Raw genomic sequence first — 20,384 nt, forward strand, 5'->3', positions numbered from 1 at the left:
GGATCGCGCACGGCCCGGACGGGGGACGGACGGTGGACGGGTGCGGGCCGGCCTCCGGACACGGACGGCGGCCGTGCACTGCGCCGCGCGGGCACCGTGCACGGCCGCCGCCCTCACCGTGGGGGGCTGTTGCCGGCGGTCCTACTGGTAGGTGATGTCGGACGACGCGTACTTGCAGTAAGTACCGTCGGCGCCCGATCCGTTGCTGCTGGGCTCGGAACCGTTGTTGTTGCCGATGTACTTCTGGCAGGGGATGATCTTCTTGCTGCTGTCCCCGACGATCTTGATGTTGCGCAGGGTCACGCTGTCGCCGTAGTTGGTGTTGATGCCGGCGATCCTGCTCCCCTTCCAGCTCACCTCGATGGTGTTGAGGTTGATCGTGCGCTTGTACTGCGTCGAACAGTTGCCGCAGGAGCGCACGAAGGTGCCGAAGTTCTTGACCGCGAAGTTCGACACGTTCAGCGTGCCGGCGCCGTTGAACTGGAACACCTTGTCGCTGGCTTCCTTGGCCCCGCCGCCGCTGACGGTGTAGACCGAGGACGACGACTTGCCCTTGAACGTGGCCGCGTCCTCGCCGACGTCCTCCCACCACACGTTCTGCAGCGTGCAGGAGCCCTTGCAGTGGACGCCGTCGGCCGCGGGGGCGCCGAGGATGACGTTCTTCAGGACCGCGCCGTCCGCCAGCTCCAGGATCGGGCCCTGGTCCTCGTCCTGGCCGCCCGAGCCCAGGTCGCCCGTGCCGTAGAGGCGTTTCATCCCGTAGTCCTTGGTGCCGGACACCGAGATGGTGGAGGAGACGCCCTCGCTGCCGTTGGGGGCCGGCCAGGTGGCGGCGCTCGCCGAGGACGCTCCGGTGGTCATGATCATGCCAACCGAGAGGCCGAGGGTGGCCAGCGCTCCGGTCAGTGCACGCCCGCGGGCGCGTGGTCGTGTCGCGGAAGTCATGTCCCGGTTCCTTCTCTCGTGGTGGGGGGGATGTGGCGATGCGGAGGGCGCGGAGGCGCCGTGCCGCCCGGCCTCGTTCACATCGCTGAACGGAACGTAGAGGGTAAGCGCTTTCTGGTCAACGCCTTGGACGGCCATATTCGGCCGTCCGGTACGAGCGGGAATATCGGGTGCCGAGCGGGACGCGGCGGCAGCACAGTGGCCCCGCGGGCCTTCACCCTCGACGGTGCGGAGTGCGCGAGGGGGAGCGATTTTCACGGTTCCGGCGGCATCCGCTGCGCTGACAGGGTGCCGTCCGCCGACCGGAGTGCGTGTTCGCCCGTACGGCAAGTGACCACGTGATTACGTGGCGCGCGTGCTTGAGGAATCTTTTCTCCATCTTTCCGATCGTTCCCCGGCGGACGGGGCGGTGTCCGTGTGGCCCGCCTGGGAGGTGCGGGAGGGCGAGCACGCGACGCGCTGGTTCCATGTGCGGCTCGTCTTCGCGGACGGGGCCGGTGTCGAGGCGCTCGCCCTGGTGTCCGGGCTCTGCGTCTGCGTCGAGGACGTACGGGCCCGGCCCGCACTGTCACTGGAGGACCTGGCGCTGTTCGCCGACTGGATCGAGGGACCGCTCGCGCGGGCGTGCGGCGCCGATGACGGGCCGGGCCGCGAGGGCGGGCCAGGTCACGACGACGGGACGGCCGGCGACGGACCGGGCACCGGCGGACGTGGCGCCACGTGCGCCCCGGCCGCCGGCACCGAACCGGCTGCCGAGGGCGAGCCGGTGGCCGACGGCGAACCGGTCCCCGGTGGCGGGCCGGACTCCGAGGGCGGCTCCGCCGTCCGGGCCCGGCCGCCCGGGGCGGGGGAGCGCCGAAGCCGTGCGGTCCGGCCGCGGGAGCCCGTGGGGAGACGCCTCGTGGCGCGGGAGTACCGCGCGGCCCAGGAGGAGGGCACCGACCCGGTCCTCGCCGTGATGTGCGCGACCGGATACAGCCGGCGCGGAGCGCTCAGGGTCATCGGACGGGCGCGTGACGCGGGCCTGCTGACTCCGCGTCACGCCCGGCGGACGTCAGAGTAGGGAGCGCATCCGGGTGATCTCGCTCGTCTGCTGGGCGACCACGTCGTCGGCCATCTCCTCGACCTGGATGTTGTTGCCCTGCGCCTTCACGTCCGTGGCCATGGTGATCGCCCCCTCGTGATGGGTGATCATCAGCGTGAGGAAGAGCTGGTCGAAGGCCTTCCCCTCGGCCGCGCGCAGGTTCTTGAGCTGGGCCGGGGTCGCCATCCCGGGCATCGTCGCGTGGTCGTGTCCGTGGTCGTGCCCGCCGGCCTTCCCGGACTTGCCGTGCTTCGCCAGCCAGCCCTCCATCATCTTGATCTCCGGCTGCTGGGACGCGGCGATCCGCTCGGCCAGCTTGACGATCTTCTTCGACTCGGCGCGGTCCGCGACGAGTCCGGTCATCTCCAGTGCCTGCGAGTGATGCTCGATCATCATGCGGGTGTAGGAGACGTCCGCCGAGTTGGGGGAGTCGTCCTCGACGCGCCGCTCCGCCGCCTCCTCGGCCGACAAGGTCCGGTTCGGTCCTCCGGGCTCGCCCGGCGCGATCACCGAAGGGCCGCTCGCCGAGGCAGACTTGGCGTCGTCCGTATCGGAATCGCAGCCCGTGAGCCCGAGGGCGGCCAGGGCGATCAGCCCGGTCGCGGCGACGGACGCGCGTGACGCACGGCGGTGGAACACGGGACCTCCTGTGGCAGGCGGGTGGCACGACACCTCGTGAGTGCTGACGACTGTCCTAGCACGCTTCCGCGCGGCAGTGATCAAAAAACTTCGTTGCGAGTGTGTTGCCCACTGTTGATATGCGCATGCTCAGGACCATACTGCCGGAGCAGAACCCGTTCCGAGCCGAACGGGACAAGGGAGGAAAACAGTGATCCTGTTGAATGTTCCCCGAACCCGGCGCAGACGCCTGGGAGTTGCCGCAGCGGCCGGCGGGCTGCTCGCCGCGCTCCTGACCGCCGCGCCGGCCGTGGCGACCCCTGACCCCGGGGACGCGCCGCCCGCTCCGAAGGAGATATCGAAGAGCGCGCAGGCCGAGGCGCGCGAGGCCATCACGCAGGGCGAGATACCCGCCCAGGACGAGATCGTCCACTCCGCCAACATCCGCCATGTCGCCCACGTCCCCAAGGACGCGCTGACCGGCACCAATTCGGACCTGGCCTTCCAGGGCCGGTACGCCTTCGCCGGAAACTACGACGGCTTCACCGTCTACGACATCAGCAACCCGAAGTCGCCGAAGACGGTGTCCCAGGTGCTGTGTCCCGGCTCCCAGAACGACATCTCCGTCTCCGGTGATCTGCTGTTCCTCTCCACCGACTCCTCGCGCAGCGACAGCAGTTGCAACAGCACCACGCAGCCGGTGACCGAGAAGTCGTCGTGGGAGGGCATGAAGGTCTTCGACATCAGCGACAAGCGCAACCCGCGCTACGTCGCCGCCGTCGAGACCGCCTGCGGCTCGCACACCCACACGCTGGTGCCCGAGGGCAAGAACGTCTACGTCTACGTCTCCTCGTACTCGCCGAACGCCGCCTACCCCGACTGCCAGCCGCCGCACGACGGCATCTCCGTCATCAAGGTGCCGCGCAAGGCCCCGCACAAGGCGGCCGTGGTCGGATTCCCGGTGCTGTTCCCCGGTGAGGGCCCCGACGGCGGCGGCAACCCGGGCGGGCCCACCAACCCGGGTGTCTCCAAGACCACGGGCTGCCACGACATCACCGTGCTGCCCTCCAAGGACCTGGCCGCCGGTGCCTGCATGGGCGACGGCATCCTGTTCTCCATCAAGAACCCCGAGCGCCCCAAGGTGATCGACCGGGTGCAGGACAACGTCAACTTCGCCTTCTGGCACTCCGCGACCTTCAACCAGAAGGCCAGCAAGATCGTCTTCACCGACGAGCTGGGCGGCGGCGGCGCCGCCACCTGCAACGCGGAGATCGGGCCGAACCGCGGGGCGAACGGCATCTACGACGTCGTCGGCAAGGGCGACAGGAGCAAGCTCGTCTTCCGCAGCTACTACAAGATCCCGCGTCACCAGGCCGACACCGAGAACTGTGTCGCCCACAACGGCTCGCTGATCCCGGTCAAGGGCAAGGACCTCATGGTCCAGGCCTGGTACCAGGGCGGCGTCTCCGTCTGGGACTTCACCAACTCCTCGAAGCCGAAGGAGATCGCCTACTTCGAGCGGGGACCGCTGAGCACCGACCGGCTCGTCACCGGCGGTTCGTGGTCGGCGTACTACTACAACGGCTACATCTACTCGAACGACATGGCCAAGGGCTTCGACGTCCTGAAGATCGACGACCGGCGCACGGACCCGGCCCGCGGGATCCATCTGCGTGAGCTCAACGTGCAGACGCAGCCGGACTACTTCGACTGAGCGTCCGGACCGGGCCGACGGGCGGGCGCCGCGGACTCCGGTGCCGCCCCGGTCGCGAAGAACCGTGACACATCCGTCCGGTCCGGCGCGTCCGTGCCACCCGTACCTTCCGAGCCGGCCGTTCCGTTCGAGTGGTTCGATCCGTCCGGCCGTTCCGTGTCGCCGGAACGGCCCGACGGGCCGCTCGCACCCGTCCCGCCGGGCACCTGGGTGCCCGGCGGGACACCCAGTCGCCGGTCGAGCCGGTACCGCTCGAACAGCTCCTCGCGCAGCACCGCGACGGGCATCGGCACACCCGGCACCAGGGCCGAGTACACGGCGCCCATCAGCAGGGCGCGCAGCATCGGATAGTCGCTGTCGACCTGCGTCGAGCCGTACCGGGCGACGGTGTCGCTCAGCAGTTCCGCCAGACGCCGCTGCTCGGGGCAGGGCAGGAAACCCTCGGTCTGCAGCAGCCCGGCCATGTGCTGGCGCATCAGTACGGGACGGTCCCTGGCCAGGCCCAGGATCGCGTCGATGGCCCGCGCCATCCGCTCCTGCCCGTCGTCGGTTCGCGGTTCGCGCTCCAGCGCCTCGTCGAGCGTGCGGTGCATCAGGCGGTGCACGGCGGACTGCACCAGCTGGCGTTTCCCCGGGAAGTAGTACGACACCAGGCCCCGTGCGGAACCCGCGCGGTCGGCGATGTCGCCGAGCGTCGTCGCCTCGTATCCGCGCTCGCTCACCAGCTCGACTGCGGCCTGGAGAAGCCGCTCCTTCGAACGTCTCCGCAACTCTTCATTGACCGAGGCGCTGCGCGGGGACATGCTGGACTCCTGCGTTGACTGGCCGACAGCCAACTATACTCAGCGCATCCGGTCGGACCCCGTGCGGGTCCATTCCGGGCTGCCGTCCTCCTCGGGCGGCGCGGGGGATCGCCCGAGGAGAACGGCGCAGCCGCCGGCGCGGGCCCGCTCGTCCGGGCTGCCGGGGTTTCGGCCCGGCGGGACGCCGGGCCACCGGGGCCTCTCGCGGTCAGGAGCGGCGGCTCCCATGAATGCGTACGGCCACGGCCACGGTCACGATGCCGAGGAGCCAGCCGCCGAGCACGTCCGTGGGCCAGTGGACGCCGAGCCAGACGCGGGTGAGACCGACGCCGGTGACGGAGAGTGCTGCCAGGGCCACGGCCCAGCCCCACAGGGCCCGGCCCACCCCGTGCCGGTGCAGCAGCCAGAGCAGGAGGCCGCAGGTGAGGGCGGCGGTCATGGCGTGCCCCGAAGGGAACGCCGCGTAGTGGGCCGTGTCCACCGGGTCCGGCCACACGGGGCGGGCGCGGTCCACCGCCGCTTTCAGAACCTGCTGCACCATGGCCCCCACGGCGCACGTCACCACCAGCCACACCGCGGTCCACCGGGCCGCGTACCGGTACCACAGCAGCAGCGCGACCACCCCGCACAGCAGGCGCATGGTCCATGGGTCCCAGACCCAGTCCGTCAGGATGCGGGCCGTCTGCGTCAGCCCCGGTTCATCGACCGCCCAGCGGTGGACGGTCGAGGCGATGTCATGGTCCAGGCCGGTCAGCGGACGCCACTTCGCGGCGACCAGGATCAGCAGAAGGACCGAACACGCGGCCGGAACGCCGAGGAGCGCGGCGGACGGGCGGTGCTCAGGTGGACGGGGCGGTGGCTCGAGGCCGACGGGAGAGATGTGGGGGGGCGGCATACGGCGATCCTCTCCGACCTCTGGGGCTCGAAGCCAGTCCCCGCGCCTTCCGCCGGCCCCGTGAACCCGCCGGCCTCGCCTCCTCCGTCCCGATGCCCGCGCACCCGGGGCCCCGCCGCGGCCCGGGGCCCGTGAGCCCGGCATGATCCGGACGGCCGGGCCTAGCCCAGCGCCCGCAGCCCCGGTACGAACGCCACCAGCACCGGGATCACCGGCACCAGCGACGCCACGGCCGTCAGTCGCAGCCGGTGCCACGCCGGCAGCCGGTTCGGGGGAGTCAGCAGCCGGTGCACCCGGGCCGGAACCTGGCCCTGCGGGGACGGGCAGGGGCCGAACACCCCGCGGTGCTCGTTGAGCTCGACCAGCGCCAGGGCGGTGGTCAGCCGGCCGAAGCGGCGGGAGGCCGTGTCGTCGGCGGCGAGTTCGACCAGCCGGTGCATCTCGTCGCGGAACGCGGCGAACACCGGCACCTGCGGAAAGCCGTCGGCGAGCGCCGAGGAGCAGTGCTGCAGCCAGTCGTGCCGGGCCTGCGCGTGTCCCCGCTCGTGCGCGAGGACGGCGTCCAGGCGGCGGCCCTTCAGCCGGCGCAGCGCGGCCGTGGTGACGACCAGCCGGGGCGGGGTGCCGGGCAGCCACCAGGCATCGGGGTGCTCGCCCTCCAGTACCACCAGCCGGCCGGCGCCGGGCTCCTCGCCGGGCAGCAGCGGCGCCCGCACCAGCAGTTCGGCCCGGCGGGCCCGCCGCCGGGCACGGGCCCGTACGACCTCGCGGACCAGCATCGTCGCGGTCCACAGCCCGCCGCACGCCAGCGCGACCGCGGTGGTCGCCGCCAGGGGCCCGGCCGTGCCCAGGGCGTAGGCCTCCACGACGCCGCGCGGTGCCGTCGCGAACACGGGACGGCCGACCACGTCCGAGGCGGCCGCCGCGCTGAACGTCATCGACAGGGCGCAGCACAGCAGCACCGCGGCGACCACGCACTGCCACACCCACAGGGCCACCACCGGCTCACGGTCCGCCCAGTCGGCCCGCGCCAGCAACCGGGGGCCGGTGACGGCGATCAGGACACCGAGCAGCAACAGCGCCGCGGGGAGCATCATGCGTTCAGCCTATGAGCGCACACCACTCCCGGGTACGGCTCATCGGAGCAAAGTGACGTAGGCAACGGCCTTGCCCGCCGGCCGCCGCCTGCCCGCCTCACATCGTCAACAGCATCGCCACCATGGCGATGCCCATGGACAGCCGGCACGCCCGCGCCAGCTCCGGCCGGTCGCCCCAGCCCGAGGCCTCACCGGCCCCCGGCGCCGGGTTCCCCGCCACGGCGGTCACCGGCACCAGCCGTACGCCTGTCACCAGTACGTACCCGGTGAAGTAGAGCAGCAGCACGCCGGTCAGCAGGGGTACGCCCGAGCTCCCGTGCGTGTGCCCCTGCCCCGCTCCGGGGGAGACGGCCATCGCCACCGCCATGTAGACCATGGCCCCGGCGCCCAGCGGATGGTGCAGATGGCGGGCGCCCGCGCGGGTCGCCCACAGGGCGTGCAGCCCCGCCGCGCCGAACACCACCGCGTAGACGGGCCACGCCCACGAGGGCGGTGTGAAGGCCGCCGCCGGTACGGCCATCGCGGCCATGCCGAAGCCCATCAGCGCCTCGCCGCCCGCGGTATGGCGCTGTTCCTCGACGCTGCTGCGCATCCGCAGCAGGCAGTAGACGCCGGTCGCCGCGCAGAGCGCGACCAGCAGCCAGCCGGACGCCGTCGGTCCGTGCACACGAACCTCCCCCCTGGGCCCGCCCCCGCCGCACGGGCGGTCCCGCTCCACGGTCGGTCAAGGCATGCCCGCGCTCGAAGGCGTGCACGCGAGCGCACAGGGGTACACGGGGGCATTCGGGGGAGCACCGCAGGTCATAAATATATTTTACGAGTAAAAGACCTGGTAGTCTTATACGTCATGAGCAGTGCGCCCCCCCGTCCCACCCCCGCCCCCGAAACAGAGCCGGCGCCGAAGCCCCGGCGGTTCCCGCTGGCCGACGTGCTGCGTGTCGGGCGGCCCTCCAACATCTGGTTCAAACCCGCCTTCAGCGTGGTGGCCGCGGTCGCACCTCCCAGCCTGATCCTGGTCGCCCTCGGCCGGCTCGACCTCGCGGTCTACACCATGGCCGGTTCCCTGTGCGCCCTCTACGCCCACAACCGTCCGTACGCCGCCCGCGCCAAGGCGCTCGCGGGAGTGGTGCTCGGCATGGTGGGGGGCCTCGCCATCGCTTTGGCCGCCGCCTCGCTCACCGGCAACGCCGCGATCCTGGTCGGCATCGGCGCCCTGCTGGCCGCCGTGCAGAAGGTGCTGTGCGACGTCACGCGCATCGGCCCGCCCGGCAACGTGATCCTGACCTTCGTCAGCTCCGCCTCGCTGTTCGTTCCCCAGACCCTCGGACAGGTCCCCGGCCATGTCGCACTGGCCGCGGTGGCCGGGGTCTGGGCCTGGCTGGTCGGCATGGCGCCCGCACTGGTCCGGCCGCACGGCCCCGAGCGCCGCGCCACCGCGGACGCCCTGAACGCCACCGCCGCGTACGTCGACACCGGCGGCACCGGCGACGGACACGCGCGGGCCCGTGCCTCCGCCTACGCCGCCGTGCAGGCCGCCTGGCAGTGTCTGCTCCTCACCGGCTCCCGCTCCGTCGCCACCCGCCGGGCCCTCGAACGGCTGGTCGTCCGCGCCGAGATCGCGCTCGCCGCGCCGGCCGACGCCGACCCCGCGCGGCTGCGCGCCCAGGCCGGTGAGTTGCGCGGCACAGGCCGTATCCCGGGCGCCGACGACCCCCGCTCGGAGGCCGACGAACTCCTCGGTGTGGCCGCCGAGCGCGCCCTCCCCCACCGCTCGCCGTGGTCCCGGCTGGGGCCGCTCGCCCCCATCGCCGTACGCACCGCCCTCGGCTGCGGCCTCGCCGGATACGCCTCCCTCGCCCTCGGCGTCGGGCGGCCCTACTGGGCCCTGACCACAGCCGCCGCGCTCTACCAGGCCAACATCACCCTCACCTGGAGCAGGACCGTGCAGCGGGTCGTCGGCAACCTCGTCGGCGTGCTGCTCTTCGCGGCCGTCGCCCCGGTCGCCCACCTCGGACCGCTCGCCCTCGTCCTGTGCTGCCTCCTGTTCAACTTCGGCGCCGAGGCGCTCATCGGCCGCAACTACTGGCTCGGCAGCGTCTGCGTCACCCCGCTCGCCCTGCTCGTCACCGAGTTCCCCGGCTACCAGGGAACCGGCTCCCTGGTCACCGACCGTGTGGTGGACACCCTGGTCGGCGCGCTGGTCGGCTTCGGCGCGGCCCTGGTCGTCACCAACCGGCGGGCGGGCAACCGCGTCGCGACGGCGCTCACCACGGTGGGCCTCCGGTGCGAACACGCGGCCCGGCTCCTGGCCGACCCGCAGACCGACCCCACCGCCCTGGAGACCGCCCGGCGCGGCCTGGCCGCCGCTCTCGTCGACCTGCGGGCCACCGCCGACGCCGCCGCGGGCGAATGGTGGCTCCGCACGCTGCCGCAGGAGCGGGTCGTGCTCGCCGAGCAGGCGGGACACCGTACGCTCGCGGCGATGGTACGACGCCAGGGGCCGGCGGCCGGCTCCGGCGCGGAGACGAACCGGAGCGCGGTCACCGGCACGAAACCGGGCACGGGCACGGGTCCGGACACCGGCCCGGGCACCGGCACCGGCAAGGGCATGAACGACGACACGGGCAACGACACGGAGGACGTACGGCCATGAGAGCGACCGAAGGCCTTCCGGTCGACGGAGGACGTCCCGTCGAAGGAGCCCACCGGGCCGACGACGGAACCCCGGCGGACGAGGCTCTCCCGGCCGGCCCGGGAGCCCCCGCCGGCGAGGGCGCACCGGTGTCCGGCCAGGACACCGTCGCAGAGGTGGTCCGGCAGTGGCGGGCGGTGTATCCCGGCCTCGACACCGGGCCCATGGAGATCATCGGGCGTATCAACCGCTGTGCCGCCCTGTTCCAGCAGGCCGAGGACGCCCCGCTCGGCCGGGCCGGACTGACCCGCCCCGAGTTCGACCTGCTCGGCGCGCTGCGCCGCACCGGCCGCGAACTGACCCCGGGTGAACTGGCGCGCGAGACCTTCTCCTCGGGCGCCGCCGTCACCAAGCGCCTCAAGCAGCTCAGCGCGCGCGGCCTGGTGGAGCGCCGCGGCGACTCCCGCGACCGCCGAGTGGCCCGGGTCCGCCTGACCGACGCCGGGCAGGACACGGTCGACGGGGTCATCCCCGCGCAGCTCGCCTACGAGAGCGCCGTGCTGTCCGGCATGGACGGACCGGCGCTCGGTGAGCTGGCCCCGCTGCTCGCCGAGCTGCTGGGCCGGCTGGAAGGACGCCTGGGCCCCCCGCGGACGTGACGAACCCCGGCCGCCGGGCTCGCCGTACCCGGTCTCAGATCCCCGGCCGGTACCGCAGTGGATGGTCGGCCGGGATCTCCACGAGGACGATCGGCGTGCCGTCCGGGTCGGCGACCCACATCTCGATCAGGCCCCACGGCTCCTTCACCGGCGGCCGGACGATCTCGACGTCCTTGCCCTTCAGCTCCTCGTGGGCTGCCGTCACGTCCGCGACCTGGAGCCACAGCCTCGTCGCGGGGTCCGCCGTGTCCGCCGGGGTGTCGGACCGGCCGGACAGCTCCAGGAAACCGCCGCCGAGGAAGTAGACCGTGCCGCGCTCCGGGCCGGTGGCGAACTCGCGGTACACCGCGAGGCCCAACTGCTCGCCGTAGAAGACGCGGGAGCGCTCGGGATCGGTGGGACGGAGGAGGATCCGGCTGCCCAGTACGTGCACCATGCGGCCGAGCGTAGCGGCCGGGATAACCTCGTCCGTGGCCGAGCCACGCCGACAACCGGTACAGCCGATGTGTGCGGACCGCGGACTGGGACTGTGTGCCGCGGCCCGTGGACTGTGGCCTGCGTGCCGCGGCCCGCGGACGACCTGAGTGAAGAACCTGAGCGAAGAAGCGGAGAAGCGCCCCATGGAATCCGTCACCGAGAGCGCACTCACCTTCCGTGACGCCACCGACACCGATGTGGACGGCCTCGTCGCGCTGATCGAGTCGGCGTACCGGGGCGACTCCAGCCGGGCCGGGTGGACCACCGAGGCCGACATCCTCCAGGGGCAGCGGACCGACCCGGAAGGCGTGCGGGAGGTCGTCAAGTCGCCGGACAGCCGGCTGCTGACGGTGGAGCGCGAGGGCCGGATCGTCGCCTGCTGCCAGCTCGAGCACCGCGGTGACCACGCCTACTTCGGCATGTTCGCGGTCAGCCCCGGGCTCCAGGGCGCCGGACTCGGAAAGGCGATCATCGCTCACGCCGAGCGGCAGGTGCGGGAGACCTGGGGCGTGCGCGAGATGCACATGACCGTGATCACGGTGCGCGAGGACCTGATCGCCTGGTACGAGCGGCGCGGTTACCGCCGTACGGGCAGGACGACTCCCTTCCCGTACGGCGACGAGCGGTTCGGGATTCCGCTCCGCGCCGACCTGCGCTTCGAGCTGCTGGTCAAGGAACTGTCCTGACGGCCGGACACACGGTCCCGGCCGCCGCAGGGCACGGCCCCGGACGGAGCCGGCCCGGCCGTCACGCGGTGAAGCGGCCGGTGCGTTTGATCTCCGGGTAGTCGGTGGTCGCGCCGTCGAGCCCGAGGGCCCGGACCAGTCTGAGGTGGTCCTGCGTGTTCACCACCCAGCCGATGATCCGCAGGTCCGCCTTGCGGGCCTGTTCGACGATCTCCAGGGTGAGGCGGCGGATGTTCAGGCAGACGGTCGACGCGCCGGCGCCGACCGCCCGCTCCACCACGTCCGGGCTGATGGGGGTCCCCCCGCTCGAGCACATTCGAGAGTGGGGGAAGCTCGCGACGAGGGCGGTGCGTACCCCGGGCACCAGACGGGCGATCTCGGCGATCGCGTCGTCGTGGAACGAGGACACCTCGACCCGGCCCGCCAGATTCCGCCGGTTCATCACCTCGGCCAGCGTCCTGGCCGCCTGCACGTCCTTGATCTCGGCCTGCAACGGGGCGTGGACGGCGTCCAGCACCTCCTCGAAGACGGGGATGCGCTCGCCGCGTCCGGCGTCCAGGGAGCGCAGTTCGGCGACGGTCCGGTCGGCGATCGGGCCCGTGCCGTCCGTCGTGCGGTCCAGGTCCGTGTCGTGCATGACGACGAGCGCGCCGTCCTTGCTCAGGTGCAGATCGAGTTCGATGACGTCGAGACCGGCCTCTTGGGCGGCGACGAAGGACCGGAGGGTGTTCTCGGGCTCGACACCCATGACTCCGCGGTGACCGATGGTGAGGAAGTTCAAGATGCGACTCGCTTCCGTCGACGGCGACGCGGGACCGCGTCCCTGCGGCCCTCCTGGACCGTATCGCCTGTGCCCGCCCCGTCCAGATGCTGAACAGTGAAGTCGAGGAGTGTCACCCACTCGCGTGACAGGCAGGAAAAAGTGCGGTGAGGGCCGGGGTGACGCAGGATAATTTACGGAGGTGTCCCTTGCTGGGAGAAACCTCGTATGTATACGGTCGGCGTACGCAGTTTCTTCGCTGGAGGATGGGATATGACGGAAATTCTTGTGCAGGTGGGTACGGAGGGGCACGTTCCTTCGACGGCCAGGGTGGTCGAGCACCCGGCGTGGCCCGTGCTCAAGGATGCCGTGGAGCGGATCAGGCCCTGGCAGGCGAAGGACGGATCGATCGACCTCGACGCCGAGGGAGCCCCGGCCCGCGCCGAGGCCGAGCTCGAGGTGCGCCGGGTGGTCGACGCGCTCGACGAGCTGTCCCCGCTGCTCCCGCACGACCGCGCCTACCACGAGGCCCTGGCGAAGGACCTGACCCGCTGGGCCGAGGGCGGCTTCGAGGTTCCCGACTTCCTGGACTCGCTGCTGGCCTTCCACCCGGCCGCGCACCGCGAGGACGGCCTCCAGCACCTGGTCGTCTTCCCGATGTACACGCAGAACGGCAACCCGGACCGCAACCTCGAGGCGGTCGTGCTGCGCATGGTCTGGCCCGACTGGCTGGCCGAGCTCGAGCGCACCCGCTACGACAACCCGCTGTTCTGCGGCATCTCCTTCGAGGACTTCACCGCGGGCTACGACACCAACTCCGCGGTGCTCTTCCCCGAGACCATCGCCGTGCGCGAGGCCCCCGAGCGGTTCACCTGGGGCGGAATCTTCTGCGACCGCGAGGCCGCCCGCTTCCGCCGGGTGTCCGCCGCCGCCGTCGACCTCCTGGGCCTCGAGCTGCCCGACGACGTCGCCGCGCTGGTGCGCGACCAGAAGCGCGCCGAGGAGGCGTTCGTCCTGTGGGACATGGTGCACGACCGCACCCACAGCCACGGCGACCTGCCCTTCGACCCGTTCATGATCAAGCAGCGCCAGCCGTTCTGGATGTACGGCCTGGAGGAGCTGCGCTGCGACCTCACCGCCTTCAAGGAGGCCGTGAAGCTCGCCGGCGAAGGCATCCCGCAGGCACGTGACGTACAGGTCGCGGTGCTGTTCGACCGCATGTTCCGCTTCCCGGTCACCGGCGAGCGGGTCCGCAACTACGACGGCCTCGGCGGCCAGCTGCTCTTCGCCTACCTGCACAAGCACGACGTCGTCCGCTGGACCGACAACAAGCTCACCATCGACTGGGACCGCGCCCCGCAGGTCACCAACCAGCTGTGCGCCGAGATCGAGACGCTGTACCGCGACGGCATCGACCGCCCCAAGCTCGTCCACTGGTTCGCCGGGTACGAGCTGGTCTCCCGCTATCTCTCCCCGCACCCGGGATCCAAGTGGGCCAAGGGTCCCGACGCCCTGGACCTGACGCAGCCGCCGCGGAAACTCGTCGATGACGTGCTTCCGGACGAGTTTCCGCTGAGCATGTTCTATGAGGCACTGTCCAAGAAGCTGAAGAGCGTGATCGCCTCGACCCGGGGCATCACGGCGGACAGCGCCGAGCGGATCGCCGCGTGAGCGATCTGGTTCGCAGCACTGCTCAGGAGGCGAGGACCATGGGGAACGGGGCGCTCGACGGCGCGGTGATCGCGGTGGCCGGCGCGGGGGGACCCGCGGGGCGGGCGACGCTGCTCAGGCTGGCCGAGGCGGGGGCGACCGTCATCGGCTCCGACAACGACCCGGAGCGGCTGGCGGAGGCCGTGGACGCGGCGCGCTACGCGCACGGCGGCTCCACCGTCACCGGTGACACGGTCGACCTGCTCGACCCGGACTCCACCCGTGAGTGGGCCGCGCACACCGAGGAGGAGTTCGGCCGGATCGACGGCCTGGTCCATCTCGTCGGCGGCTGGCGCGGCAGCGAGACCTTCACCAAGACCAGCGTGGACGACTGGGACCTGCTGGAGATGCTGCTGGTCCGCACCGTGCTGCACACCTCCCTCGCCTTCCACGAAGGGCTGCAGCGCAGCGACCGCGGCCGGTACGTCCTGATCAGCGCGGCCGGCGCCAGCAAGCCCACCGCGGGCAACGCCGCCTACGCCGCCGCCAAGGCCGCCGCCGAGGCGTGGACGCTGGCCATGGGCGACTACTTCCGCAAGGCGGGGGGCGCACAGGGGCCGACAGCGGCGGCTGTGATCCTGGTGGTGAAGGCGTTGGTGCACGACGCGATGCGCGCCGACCGCCCCAACGCGAAGTTCGCGGGCTTCACGGACGTCAAGGACCTCGCCGAGGCGATCGTCGGCGTCTGGGACAAGCCCGCCGCGGAGTTGAACGGAAACCGTCTGTGGCTGACCGAGAAGCCGTGAACCCACCCCGGACCGACGCGCGCCGCCATCACGACCCGGACGTCCGCGGTTTCGCCAGCGACAACTATGCCGGGGCCCACCCGGAGGTGCTCGCCGCCCTGGCCCTGGCCAACGGCGGGCACCAGGTCGCGTACGGCGAGGACGCGTACACGGAGAACCTCCAGCAGGTGATCCGCAGCCACTTCGGCCCCACCGCCGAGGCATTCCCGGTCTTCAACGGCACCGGCGCCAACGTCGTCGCGCTCCAGGCGGTCACCGACCGCTGGGGCGCCGTGATCTGCGCCGAGAGCGCGCACATCAACGTCGACGAGGGAGGGGCGCCGGAGCGCGTCGGCGGGATCAAGCTCCTCACCGTGCCCACCCCCGACGGCAAGCTCACCCCCGAGCTGATCGACCGGCAGGCGTACGGCTGGGAGGACGAGCACCGTGCGATGCCGCAGGTGGTGTCCATCGCCCAGGCCACCGAGCTGGGCACGGTGTACACGCCGGACGAGATGCGCGCCCTCTGCGAGCACGCGCACGCCCACGGGATGAAGGTGCACGTGGACGGCTCCCGGCTGGCCAACGCCGCCGCTGCCCTGGACGTGCCGATGCGCACCTTCACCAACGCGGCCGGCGTCGACCTGCTCTCCCTGGGCGGCACCAAGAACGGTGCCCTGTTCGGCGAGGCGGTCGTGGTGCTGAACCAGGACGCCGTCAGCCACATGAAGCACCTGCGCAAGCTGTCCATGCAGCTCGCGTCCAAGATGCGCTTCGTCTCGGTGCAGCTGGAGGCCCTGCTCGCGCGGGACCTGTGGCTGCGCAACGCCCGGCACGCCAATGAGATGGCCCAGCGTCTCGCCGAGGGCGTGCGCGCCGTGCACGGCGTGGAGATCCTCCACCCGGTCCAGGCCAACGCCGTCTTCGCCCGCCTGCCGCACGCCGTGACCGAGCGCCTGCAGAAGCGCTTCCGCTTCTACTTCTGGGACGAGGCCGCGGGCGACGTCCGCTGGATGTGCGCCTTCGACACCACCGAGGACGACGTGGACACGTTCCTGGCGGCCCTCAAGGAGGAGATGGCCCGCTAGCGGCCGTCGCGCGGTCGACGTCCTCGCAGGGGTATGCACCCGACCGGAAATGTATTGATCTTCGGTCGGGTGCATCTCTGTGCTCCCGTGGTGTGCGGACCCTCCAGGAAACCCCGGATCTCTCCGCCTGTCCGGCCGCGGACGAGGCGATCGACCACCACCACGACCTGGTCCGCCGGACTGCCGCCGGGCTCGCGGCCGAAGTGGCCGACTCGTACGAGGATGCGCGGGCGGCCTTCGAGTTCGTGCGCGACACCATTCCGCACTCGCAGGACTCCGGTGACCCCCGCGTCACCTGGCGCGCCTCCGACGTCCTGGAGCGGCGCACCGGGATCTGCTACGCCGAGGCCCACGCGCCGGCCGCACCGCTGCGGGCCGAGGGCATCCCGACGGCGCTGTGCTACCAGAACCTCGGGGTGGTGCACGGTCTGGTCGCCGTGCGGTTCGACGGTGCCTGGCACCGGCAGGACCCCCGGGGCGACGGACCGGGGGTCGACGCCCGCTTCTCCCCGGACGGCGGGCGGCTGGCCTTCACGCCCGGTCCGGCCGCCGGTGAGAGGGACCACCCGCTCCTGTACGCCGCATCGCATCCCGTCGTGCTGGACGTGCTCAAGGCCGCGCGGGACCGCACGCACCTGTGGCGGACGCTCCCCACCGCGCTGCCGGACCACGCCGGATCATGACGCACACGCCGGCGGCGGTTCAGCGCGCCTCGGCCTCGCGGACCTGCTCCGGGGTCGGCGCCGTGCCGCCGAGGTGGGCCGGCATCCACCAGGTGTCGTCCGGGCCCTTGGGGCGCACCGGGTAGGCGCGCTGCGCGGCCTCCAGCAGTTCCTGCACCCGCCCCCGCAGCTGCCGGGTGATCGCGCCCGCGTACTTGTCCTTGGACGCCTCGATCGCCTCGCCGACGCGCATGGTGATCGGGGTGTGGCTGCGCTTGAAGTTGCGGGGGTGTCCCTTGGTCCACAGCCGCTGGGTGCCCCACACCGCCATCGGGATCAGCGGCACGCCCGCCTCCTGCGCCATGCGCGCGGCACCCGACTTGAAGCTCTTCAGCGTGAAGGACTGGGAGATCGTCGCCTCCGGGAAGACGCCCACGATCTCGCCCGACCGCAGTGAGGCGAGCGCGTGCGCGTACGCCGCGTCGCCCTGCTCGCGGTCCACGGGGATGTGCTTCATCCCGCGCATCAGCGGACCCGAGATCCTGTGCCGGAACACGGCGTCCTTCGCCATGAAGCGCACGAGCCGCTTCTGCGGCAGCGCCGCGAGGCCGTTGAAGACGAAGTCCAGGTAGCTGATGTGGTTGCTCACCAGTACGGCGCCGCCCGTACGCGGGATGTTCTCCGAACCCCGGCAGTCGATCTTGAGGTCCCACGCCTTGAACAGAGTCTGGGCGAAACCGATCACGGGACGGTAGACGAGTTCTGCCATGGGTGTGGTGGAACCCTTCCTGCTCTGCCTGGGAAGGGGGACTCCCAGTCGAAGTTACGCAGCCGTAGGTTTACGGCTTGTCGCTGATGGTGCCCCAAGAACGACCGCCGAACCAGCCCTGATGCCTGCCTGCGGCGAGATTCTTGTCACGTCCACTCCCTTGATCCACCTCGGGCTTTTGCGTCGCCATTACCCGCGAGTACCGGCGTCCGCCGCAGGAGCAGGTGCATCTCGCACTCCGGGCAGTAACCGGACACGGCGTTGAGTAAGGCCGCCGCGAACGCGGCGCCGGTCCGATCCGGGGCCACAGGACACGCCGGAACAATCAGCCGTACGGCGGCGGCCGTCCCGTCCGCCGCGCCGCGGGCGAACGCCGGCGTCCGCCGGGCCGGCAGCCACACGTTCCCGGTGACCAGCACGACGGCCGGCACCACGGTCGGCACGGCGGCCCCTCTCGCGTCGAGGTCCGTGGAATCGAGCGTTCCGCGCGGGAAATCCCTGCGGGTGCCGGGAATCTTTGCGGTCTCGTGAATGCTTCGACGGATGATGACCGGGCTCACGGGGTGGGTGCCGGTGCTCGCGGCGGCGAGCGCCTTCGGAGTGCTGCAGCGGCGGCGGAGCGGGAGAGTACGGGTGCGAGGGCGGGACGACGACAAGCGGCTGAGGGCGGAGGAACTCGGCGCCGACCTCGGTGAACGGGCCACCCTCGTCCAGTTCTCCAGCGCGTTCTGCGCGCCCTGCCGAGCGACCCGGAGGGTGCTCGGCGAGGTGGCCGGTCTGGTTCCCGGCGTGGCCCACGTGGAGATCGACGCCGAGGCGCACCTGGACCTCGTGCGCCGGCTGGACATCCTCAAGACGCCCACCGTGCTGGTCCTCGACGCCGACGGCGTTGTCGTCCGGCGCGCCACCGGCCAGCCGCGCAAGGCCGATGTGATCGCCGCGCTCGGCGAGGCCGTATGACGGGGTGGGCCGCCCTCCCCTCCTTCGCCGCCGGGGACGTGTCCACGCACCGCGTCACCGGCCCCCGGGGCGACCGCTGCTGCGTGCCGGTCGAGTTCCGGTTACGCTGCGTTGCGAAGGTCACAGTTCAAAGCGCTTGCTCAGCGGGAATGAACTGGGTGTACTGGCGAGTAATATTTCGCTCGGAACCGTGGACCGCCCCGATCGGGAACGGCCGTTTGAGGCGCCTATGCTGCCTGAAGGCAGGCAGCCAGAAATGACGATTGCAGTAGGAGAGCCGGCGTGAGCTTGAGGATCGTTGTCACCGTGAAGTACGTGCCCGACGCCACCGGCGACCGGCACTTCGCCGATGACCTGACCGTCGACCGGGACGATGTGGACGGTCTGCTCTCCGAGCTGGACGAGTACGCGGTCGAACAGGCGCTGCAGATCTCCGAGAACTCGGACGACGACGTGGAGATCACCGTGCTGACGGTGGGCCCCGAGGACGCCAAGGACGCGCTGCGCAAGGCGCTGTCCATGGGCGCCGACAAGGCGATCCACGTCGAGGACGACGACCTGCACGGCAGTGACGCCATCGGCACCTCCCTGGTTTTGGCCAAGGCGATCGAGAAGGCCGGCTACGACCTGGTCGTCTCCGGCATGGCCTCCACCGACGGCGTCATGGGTGTCGTACCGGCGCTGCTCGCGGAGCGCCTGGGCGTGCCGCAGGTCACCCTGCTCTCGGAGGTCTCGGTCGAGGACGGCACGGTCAAGGGCCGCCGTGACGGCGACGCCGCGTCCGAGCAGCTCGAGGCGTCCCTGCCGGCGGTCGTGTCGGTCACCGACCAGTCGGGCGAGGCGCGCTACCCGTCCTTCAAGGGCATCATGGCGGCCAAGAAGAAGCCGGTCGCCTCCTGGGACCTGTCCGACCTCGGCCTCGAGGCCGACGAGGTCGGCCTGGAGGGCGCCTGGACGAAGGTCGACTCCGCGACCGAGCGCCCGGCGCGTACCGCGGGCACGATCGTCAAGGACGAGGGCGAGGGCGGCAAGCAGCTCGCCGAGTTCCTCGCGAGCCAGAAGTTCATCTGAGCCCGAGGGCTCCACTCGCTTCCCGCCCCTCATCTTTCGCAAGCAGGAGAGAAGAAGTCCCATGGCTGAAGTTCTCGTCTACGTCGACCACGCGGACGGCGCCGTCCGCAAGCCGACCCTGGAGCTGCTGACGCTGGCCCGCCGCATCGGCGAGCCGGTCGCCGTCGCGCTGGGCAACGGCGCCGCCGACACCGCCGCCACCCTGGCCGAGCACGGCGCGGTGAAGGTCCTGACCCACGAGGCCGCCGAGTACGCCGACTACCTGGTCGTGCCCAAGGTGGACGCCCTGCAGGCCGCGGTCGAGCAGGTGTCCCCGGCCGCCGTTCTCGTCCCGTCCTCCGCCGAGGGCAAGGAGATCGCCGCCCGCCTGGCGCTGCGCCTGGGCTCCGGCATCATCACCGACGCCGTCGACCTCGAGGCCGGCGACGAGGGCCCGGTGGCCACCCAGTCGGTGTTCGCCGCCGCCTACACCACCAAGTCCCGCGTCTCCAAGGGCACCCCGGTCATCACGGTCAAGCCGAACAGCGCGGCCGTGGAGGCGGCCCCGGCCGCCGGCGCGGTCGAGGCCCTGAACGTGTCCTTCTCCGCGCAGGCGACCGGCACCAAGGTCACCGGCCGCACCCCGCGCGAGTCGAGTGGCCGCCCGGAGCTGACCGAGGCCGCGATCGTGGTCTCCGGTGGCCGCGGCGTCAACGGCGCGGAGAACTTCGCGGTCATCGAGGCGCTCGCCGACTCGCTCGGCGCGGCCGTCGGTGCCTCGCGTGCCGCGGTGGACGCCGGCTGGTATCCGCACACCAACCAGGTCGGCCAGACCGGCAAGTCCGTCTCGCCGCAGCTGTACATCGCCTCCGGCATCTCCGGTGCGATCCAGCACCGGGCGGGCATGCAGACCTCGAAGACGATCGTGGCGGTCAACAAGGACGCCGAGGCGCCGATCTTCGACCTCGTCGACTACGGCGTCGTCGGCGACCTCTTCGACGTCGTCCCGCAGCTCACCGAGGAGATCAAGACCCGCAAGGGCTGACCCCC

At 71.5% G+C, this 20,384-nt stretch carries 22 protein-coding genes; 12 read left to right on the plus strand and 10 right to left on the minus strand.

Translation table 11 applies throughout. The annotated features are described in order from the left end of the window. Positions 1 to 141: 141 nt before the first annotated feature. Positions 142 to 945, minus strand: coding sequence for a pectate lyase (locus ACIF80_RS12935; protein ID WP_399803119.1), 804 nt, complete (start codon positions 943 to 945; stop codon positions 142 to 144). Between the two features lie 409 nt (positions 946 to 1,354). On the opposite strand from ACIF80_RS12935, the gene ACIF80_RS12940 reads away from it, so the two are divergent. Beyond that, a complete protein-coding gene (locus ACIF80_RS12940; RefSeq protein WP_399803122.1) occupies positions 1,355 to 2,008 on the plus strand; it encodes a DUF6214 family protein in 654 nt (217 codons plus the stop codon). On the opposite strand, the gene ACIF80_RS12945 is transcribed toward ACIF80_RS12940, so the two are convergent. After that, on the minus strand, positions 2,000 to 2,668 hold the full coding sequence (locus tag ACIF80_RS12945; protein WP_399803124.1) for a DUF305 domain-containing protein: 669 nt from the start codon (positions 2,666 to 2,668) through the stop codon (positions 2,000 to 2,002). The two genes, ACIF80_RS12940 and ACIF80_RS12945, sit on opposite strands and share 9 nt — an antisense overlap. Positions 2,669 to 2,858: 190 nt before the next feature. Here ACIF80_RS12945 and ACIF80_RS12950 point away from each other — a divergent pair, with 190 nt between their 5' ends. Further along, a complete protein-coding gene (locus ACIF80_RS12950) occupies positions 2,859 to 4,361 on the plus strand; it encodes an LVIVD repeat-containing protein (protein WP_399803127.1) in 1,503 nt (500 codons plus the stop codon). Here the strand turns inward: ACIF80_RS12950 and ACIF80_RS12955 are convergent. The 4 genes from ACIF80_RS12955 to ACIF80_RS12970 all read right to left on the minus strand — a co-directional run bounded on the left by ACIF80_RS12955 (position 4,349) and on the right by ACIF80_RS12970 (position 7,823). Continuing rightward, the gene (locus ACIF80_RS12955) at positions 4,349 to 5,164 is read right to left on the minus strand and encodes a TetR/AcrR family transcriptional regulator (RefSeq protein ID WP_399803130.1); all 816 of its coding nucleotides are present in this window, start codon (positions 5,162 to 5,164) and stop codon (positions 4,349 to 4,351) included. The two genes, ACIF80_RS12950 and ACIF80_RS12955, sit on opposite strands and share 13 nt — an antisense overlap. Positions 5,165 to 5,372: 208 nt before the next feature. After that, complete coding sequence (locus ACIF80_RS12960) at positions 5,373 to 6,059, minus strand: phosphatase PAP2 family protein (RefSeq protein ID WP_399803133.1); 687 nt, start codon at positions 6,057 to 6,059, stop codon at positions 5,373 to 5,375. A 161-nt stretch (positions 6,060 to 6,220) separates the two neighbouring features. Continuing rightward, positions 6,221 to 7,156, minus strand: coding sequence for a M56 family metallopeptidase (locus ACIF80_RS12965; protein WP_399803136.1), 936 nt, complete (start codon positions 7,154 to 7,156; stop codon positions 6,221 to 6,223). Positions 7,157 to 7,253: 97 nt separating this feature from the next. After that, complete coding sequence (locus ACIF80_RS12970; RefSeq protein WP_399803139.1) at positions 7,254 to 7,823, minus strand: DUF5134 domain-containing protein; 570 nt, start codon at positions 7,821 to 7,823, stop codon at positions 7,254 to 7,256. A gap of 180 nt (positions 7,824 to 8,003) precedes the next feature. Here ACIF80_RS12970 and ACIF80_RS12975 point away from each other — a divergent pair, with 180 nt between their 5' ends. Both ACIF80_RS12975 and ACIF80_RS12980 read left to right on the plus strand, forming a co-directional pair. Further along, on the plus strand, positions 8,004 to 9,809 hold the full coding sequence (locus tag ACIF80_RS12975; RefSeq protein WP_399803142.1) for an FUSC family protein: 1,806 nt from the start codon (positions 8,004 to 8,006) through the stop codon (positions 9,807 to 9,809). Then, positions 9,806 to 10,447 (plus strand): MarR family winged helix-turn-helix transcriptional regulator, encoded by a 642-nt coding sequence (locus ACIF80_RS12980; RefSeq protein WP_399803145.1) that lies wholly within the window; start codon positions 9,806 to 9,808, stop codon positions 10,445 to 10,447. The genes ACIF80_RS12975 and ACIF80_RS12980 overlap by 4 nt, the downstream gene beginning before the upstream one ends. Before the next feature lie 34 nt (positions 10,448 to 10,481). Here the strand turns inward: ACIF80_RS12980 and ACIF80_RS12985 are convergent, their stop codons facing one another. Next, a complete protein-coding gene (locus tag ACIF80_RS12985; protein WP_399803148.1) occupies positions 10,482 to 10,883 on the minus strand; it encodes a VOC family protein in 402 nt (133 codons plus the stop codon). A gap of 184 nt (positions 10,884 to 11,067) precedes the next feature. Here ACIF80_RS12985 and ACIF80_RS12990 point away from each other — a divergent pair, with 184 nt between their 5' ends. Further along, on the plus strand, positions 11,068 to 11,610 hold the full coding sequence (locus ACIF80_RS12990) for a GNAT family N-acetyltransferase (protein WP_399803150.1): 543 nt from the start codon (positions 11,068 to 11,070) through the stop codon (positions 11,608 to 11,610). Positions 11,611 to 11,671: 61 nt separating this feature from the next. Here ACIF80_RS12990 and ACIF80_RS12995 read toward each other — a convergent pair whose 3' ends face one another. Beyond that, complete coding sequence (locus ACIF80_RS12995; RefSeq protein ID WP_399803152.1) at positions 11,672 to 12,391, minus strand: glycerophosphodiester phosphodiesterase; 720 nt, start codon at positions 12,389 to 12,391, stop codon at positions 11,672 to 11,674. 252 nt (positions 12,392 to 12,643) lie between these two features. On the opposite strand from ACIF80_RS12995, the gene ACIF80_RS13000 reads away from it, so the two are divergent. From ACIF80_RS13000 to ACIF80_RS13015, 4 genes are all read left to right on the plus strand, one after another. Continuing rightward, on the plus strand, positions 12,644 to 14,041 hold the full coding sequence (locus tag ACIF80_RS13000; protein WP_399803155.1) for a DUF6421 family protein: 1,398 nt from the start codon (positions 12,644 to 12,646) through the stop codon (positions 14,039 to 14,041). A 38-nt stretch (positions 14,042 to 14,079) separates the two neighbouring features. Further along, positions 14,080 to 14,826, plus strand: a complete 747-nt coding sequence (locus ACIF80_RS13005) for an SDR family NAD(P)-dependent oxidoreductase (protein WP_399803942.1) — start codon at positions 14,080 to 14,082, stop codon at positions 14,824 to 14,826. Next, positions 14,823 to 15,893, plus strand: a complete 1,071-nt coding sequence (locus tag ACIF80_RS13010; protein WP_399803158.1) for a threonine aldolase family protein — start codon at positions 14,823 to 14,825, stop codon at positions 15,891 to 15,893. The genes ACIF80_RS13005 and ACIF80_RS13010 overlap by 4 nt, the downstream gene beginning before the upstream one ends. 92 nt (positions 15,894 to 15,985) lie before the next feature. Beyond that, positions 15,986 to 16,576 carry a transglutaminase family protein gene (locus ACIF80_RS13015; protein ID WP_399803161.1) on the plus strand — a complete coding sequence of 197 codons (591 nt, stop codon included), beginning with the start codon at positions 15,986 to 15,988 and terminating at the stop codon, positions 16,574 to 16,576. Between the two features lie 19 nt (positions 16,577 to 16,595). Here ACIF80_RS13015 and ACIF80_RS13020 read toward each other — a convergent pair whose 3' ends face one another. Together ACIF80_RS13020 and ACIF80_RS13025 are read right to left on the minus strand one after the other, a co-directional pair. Continuing rightward, complete coding sequence (locus tag ACIF80_RS13020) at positions 16,596 to 17,324, minus strand: lysophospholipid acyltransferase family protein (protein WP_399803164.1); 729 nt, start codon at positions 17,322 to 17,324, stop codon at positions 16,596 to 16,598. Positions 17,325 to 17,470: 146 nt separating this feature from the next. Further along, on the minus strand, positions 17,471 to 17,884 hold the full coding sequence (locus tag ACIF80_RS13025) for a hypothetical protein (protein ID WP_399803167.1): 414 nt from the start codon (positions 17,882 to 17,884) through the stop codon (positions 17,471 to 17,473). On the opposite strand from ACIF80_RS13025, the gene ACIF80_RS13030 reads away from it, so the two are divergent. From ACIF80_RS13030 to ACIF80_RS13040, 3 genes are all read left to right on the plus strand, one after another. After that, on the plus strand, positions 17,871 to 18,284 hold the full coding sequence (locus tag ACIF80_RS13030; RefSeq protein WP_399803945.1) for a thioredoxin family protein: 414 nt from the start codon (positions 17,871 to 17,873) through the stop codon (positions 18,282 to 18,284). The two genes, ACIF80_RS13025 and ACIF80_RS13030, sit on opposite strands and share 14 nt — an antisense overlap. 282 nt (positions 18,285 to 18,566) lie before the next feature. Further along, entirely contained in the window at positions 18,567 to 19,355 is a 789-nt protein-coding gene (locus ACIF80_RS13035; protein ID WP_399803170.1) for an electron transfer flavoprotein subunit beta/FixA family protein, read from the plus strand. Between the two features lie 61 nt (positions 19,356 to 19,416). Beyond that, positions 19,417 to 20,379 (plus strand): electron transfer flavoprotein subunit alpha/FixB family protein, encoded by a 963-nt coding sequence (locus ACIF80_RS13040; RefSeq protein WP_399803172.1) that lies wholly within the window; start codon positions 19,417 to 19,419, stop codon positions 20,377 to 20,379. The last annotated feature ends 5 nt before the right edge of the window (positions 20,380 to 20,384 follow it).

This window comes from Streptomyces sp. NPDC085927 (assembly GCF_044540975.1).
Classification (GTDB): domain Bacteria; phylum Actinomycetota; class Actinomycetes; order Streptomycetales; family Streptomycetaceae; genus Streptomyces; species Streptomyces hirsutus.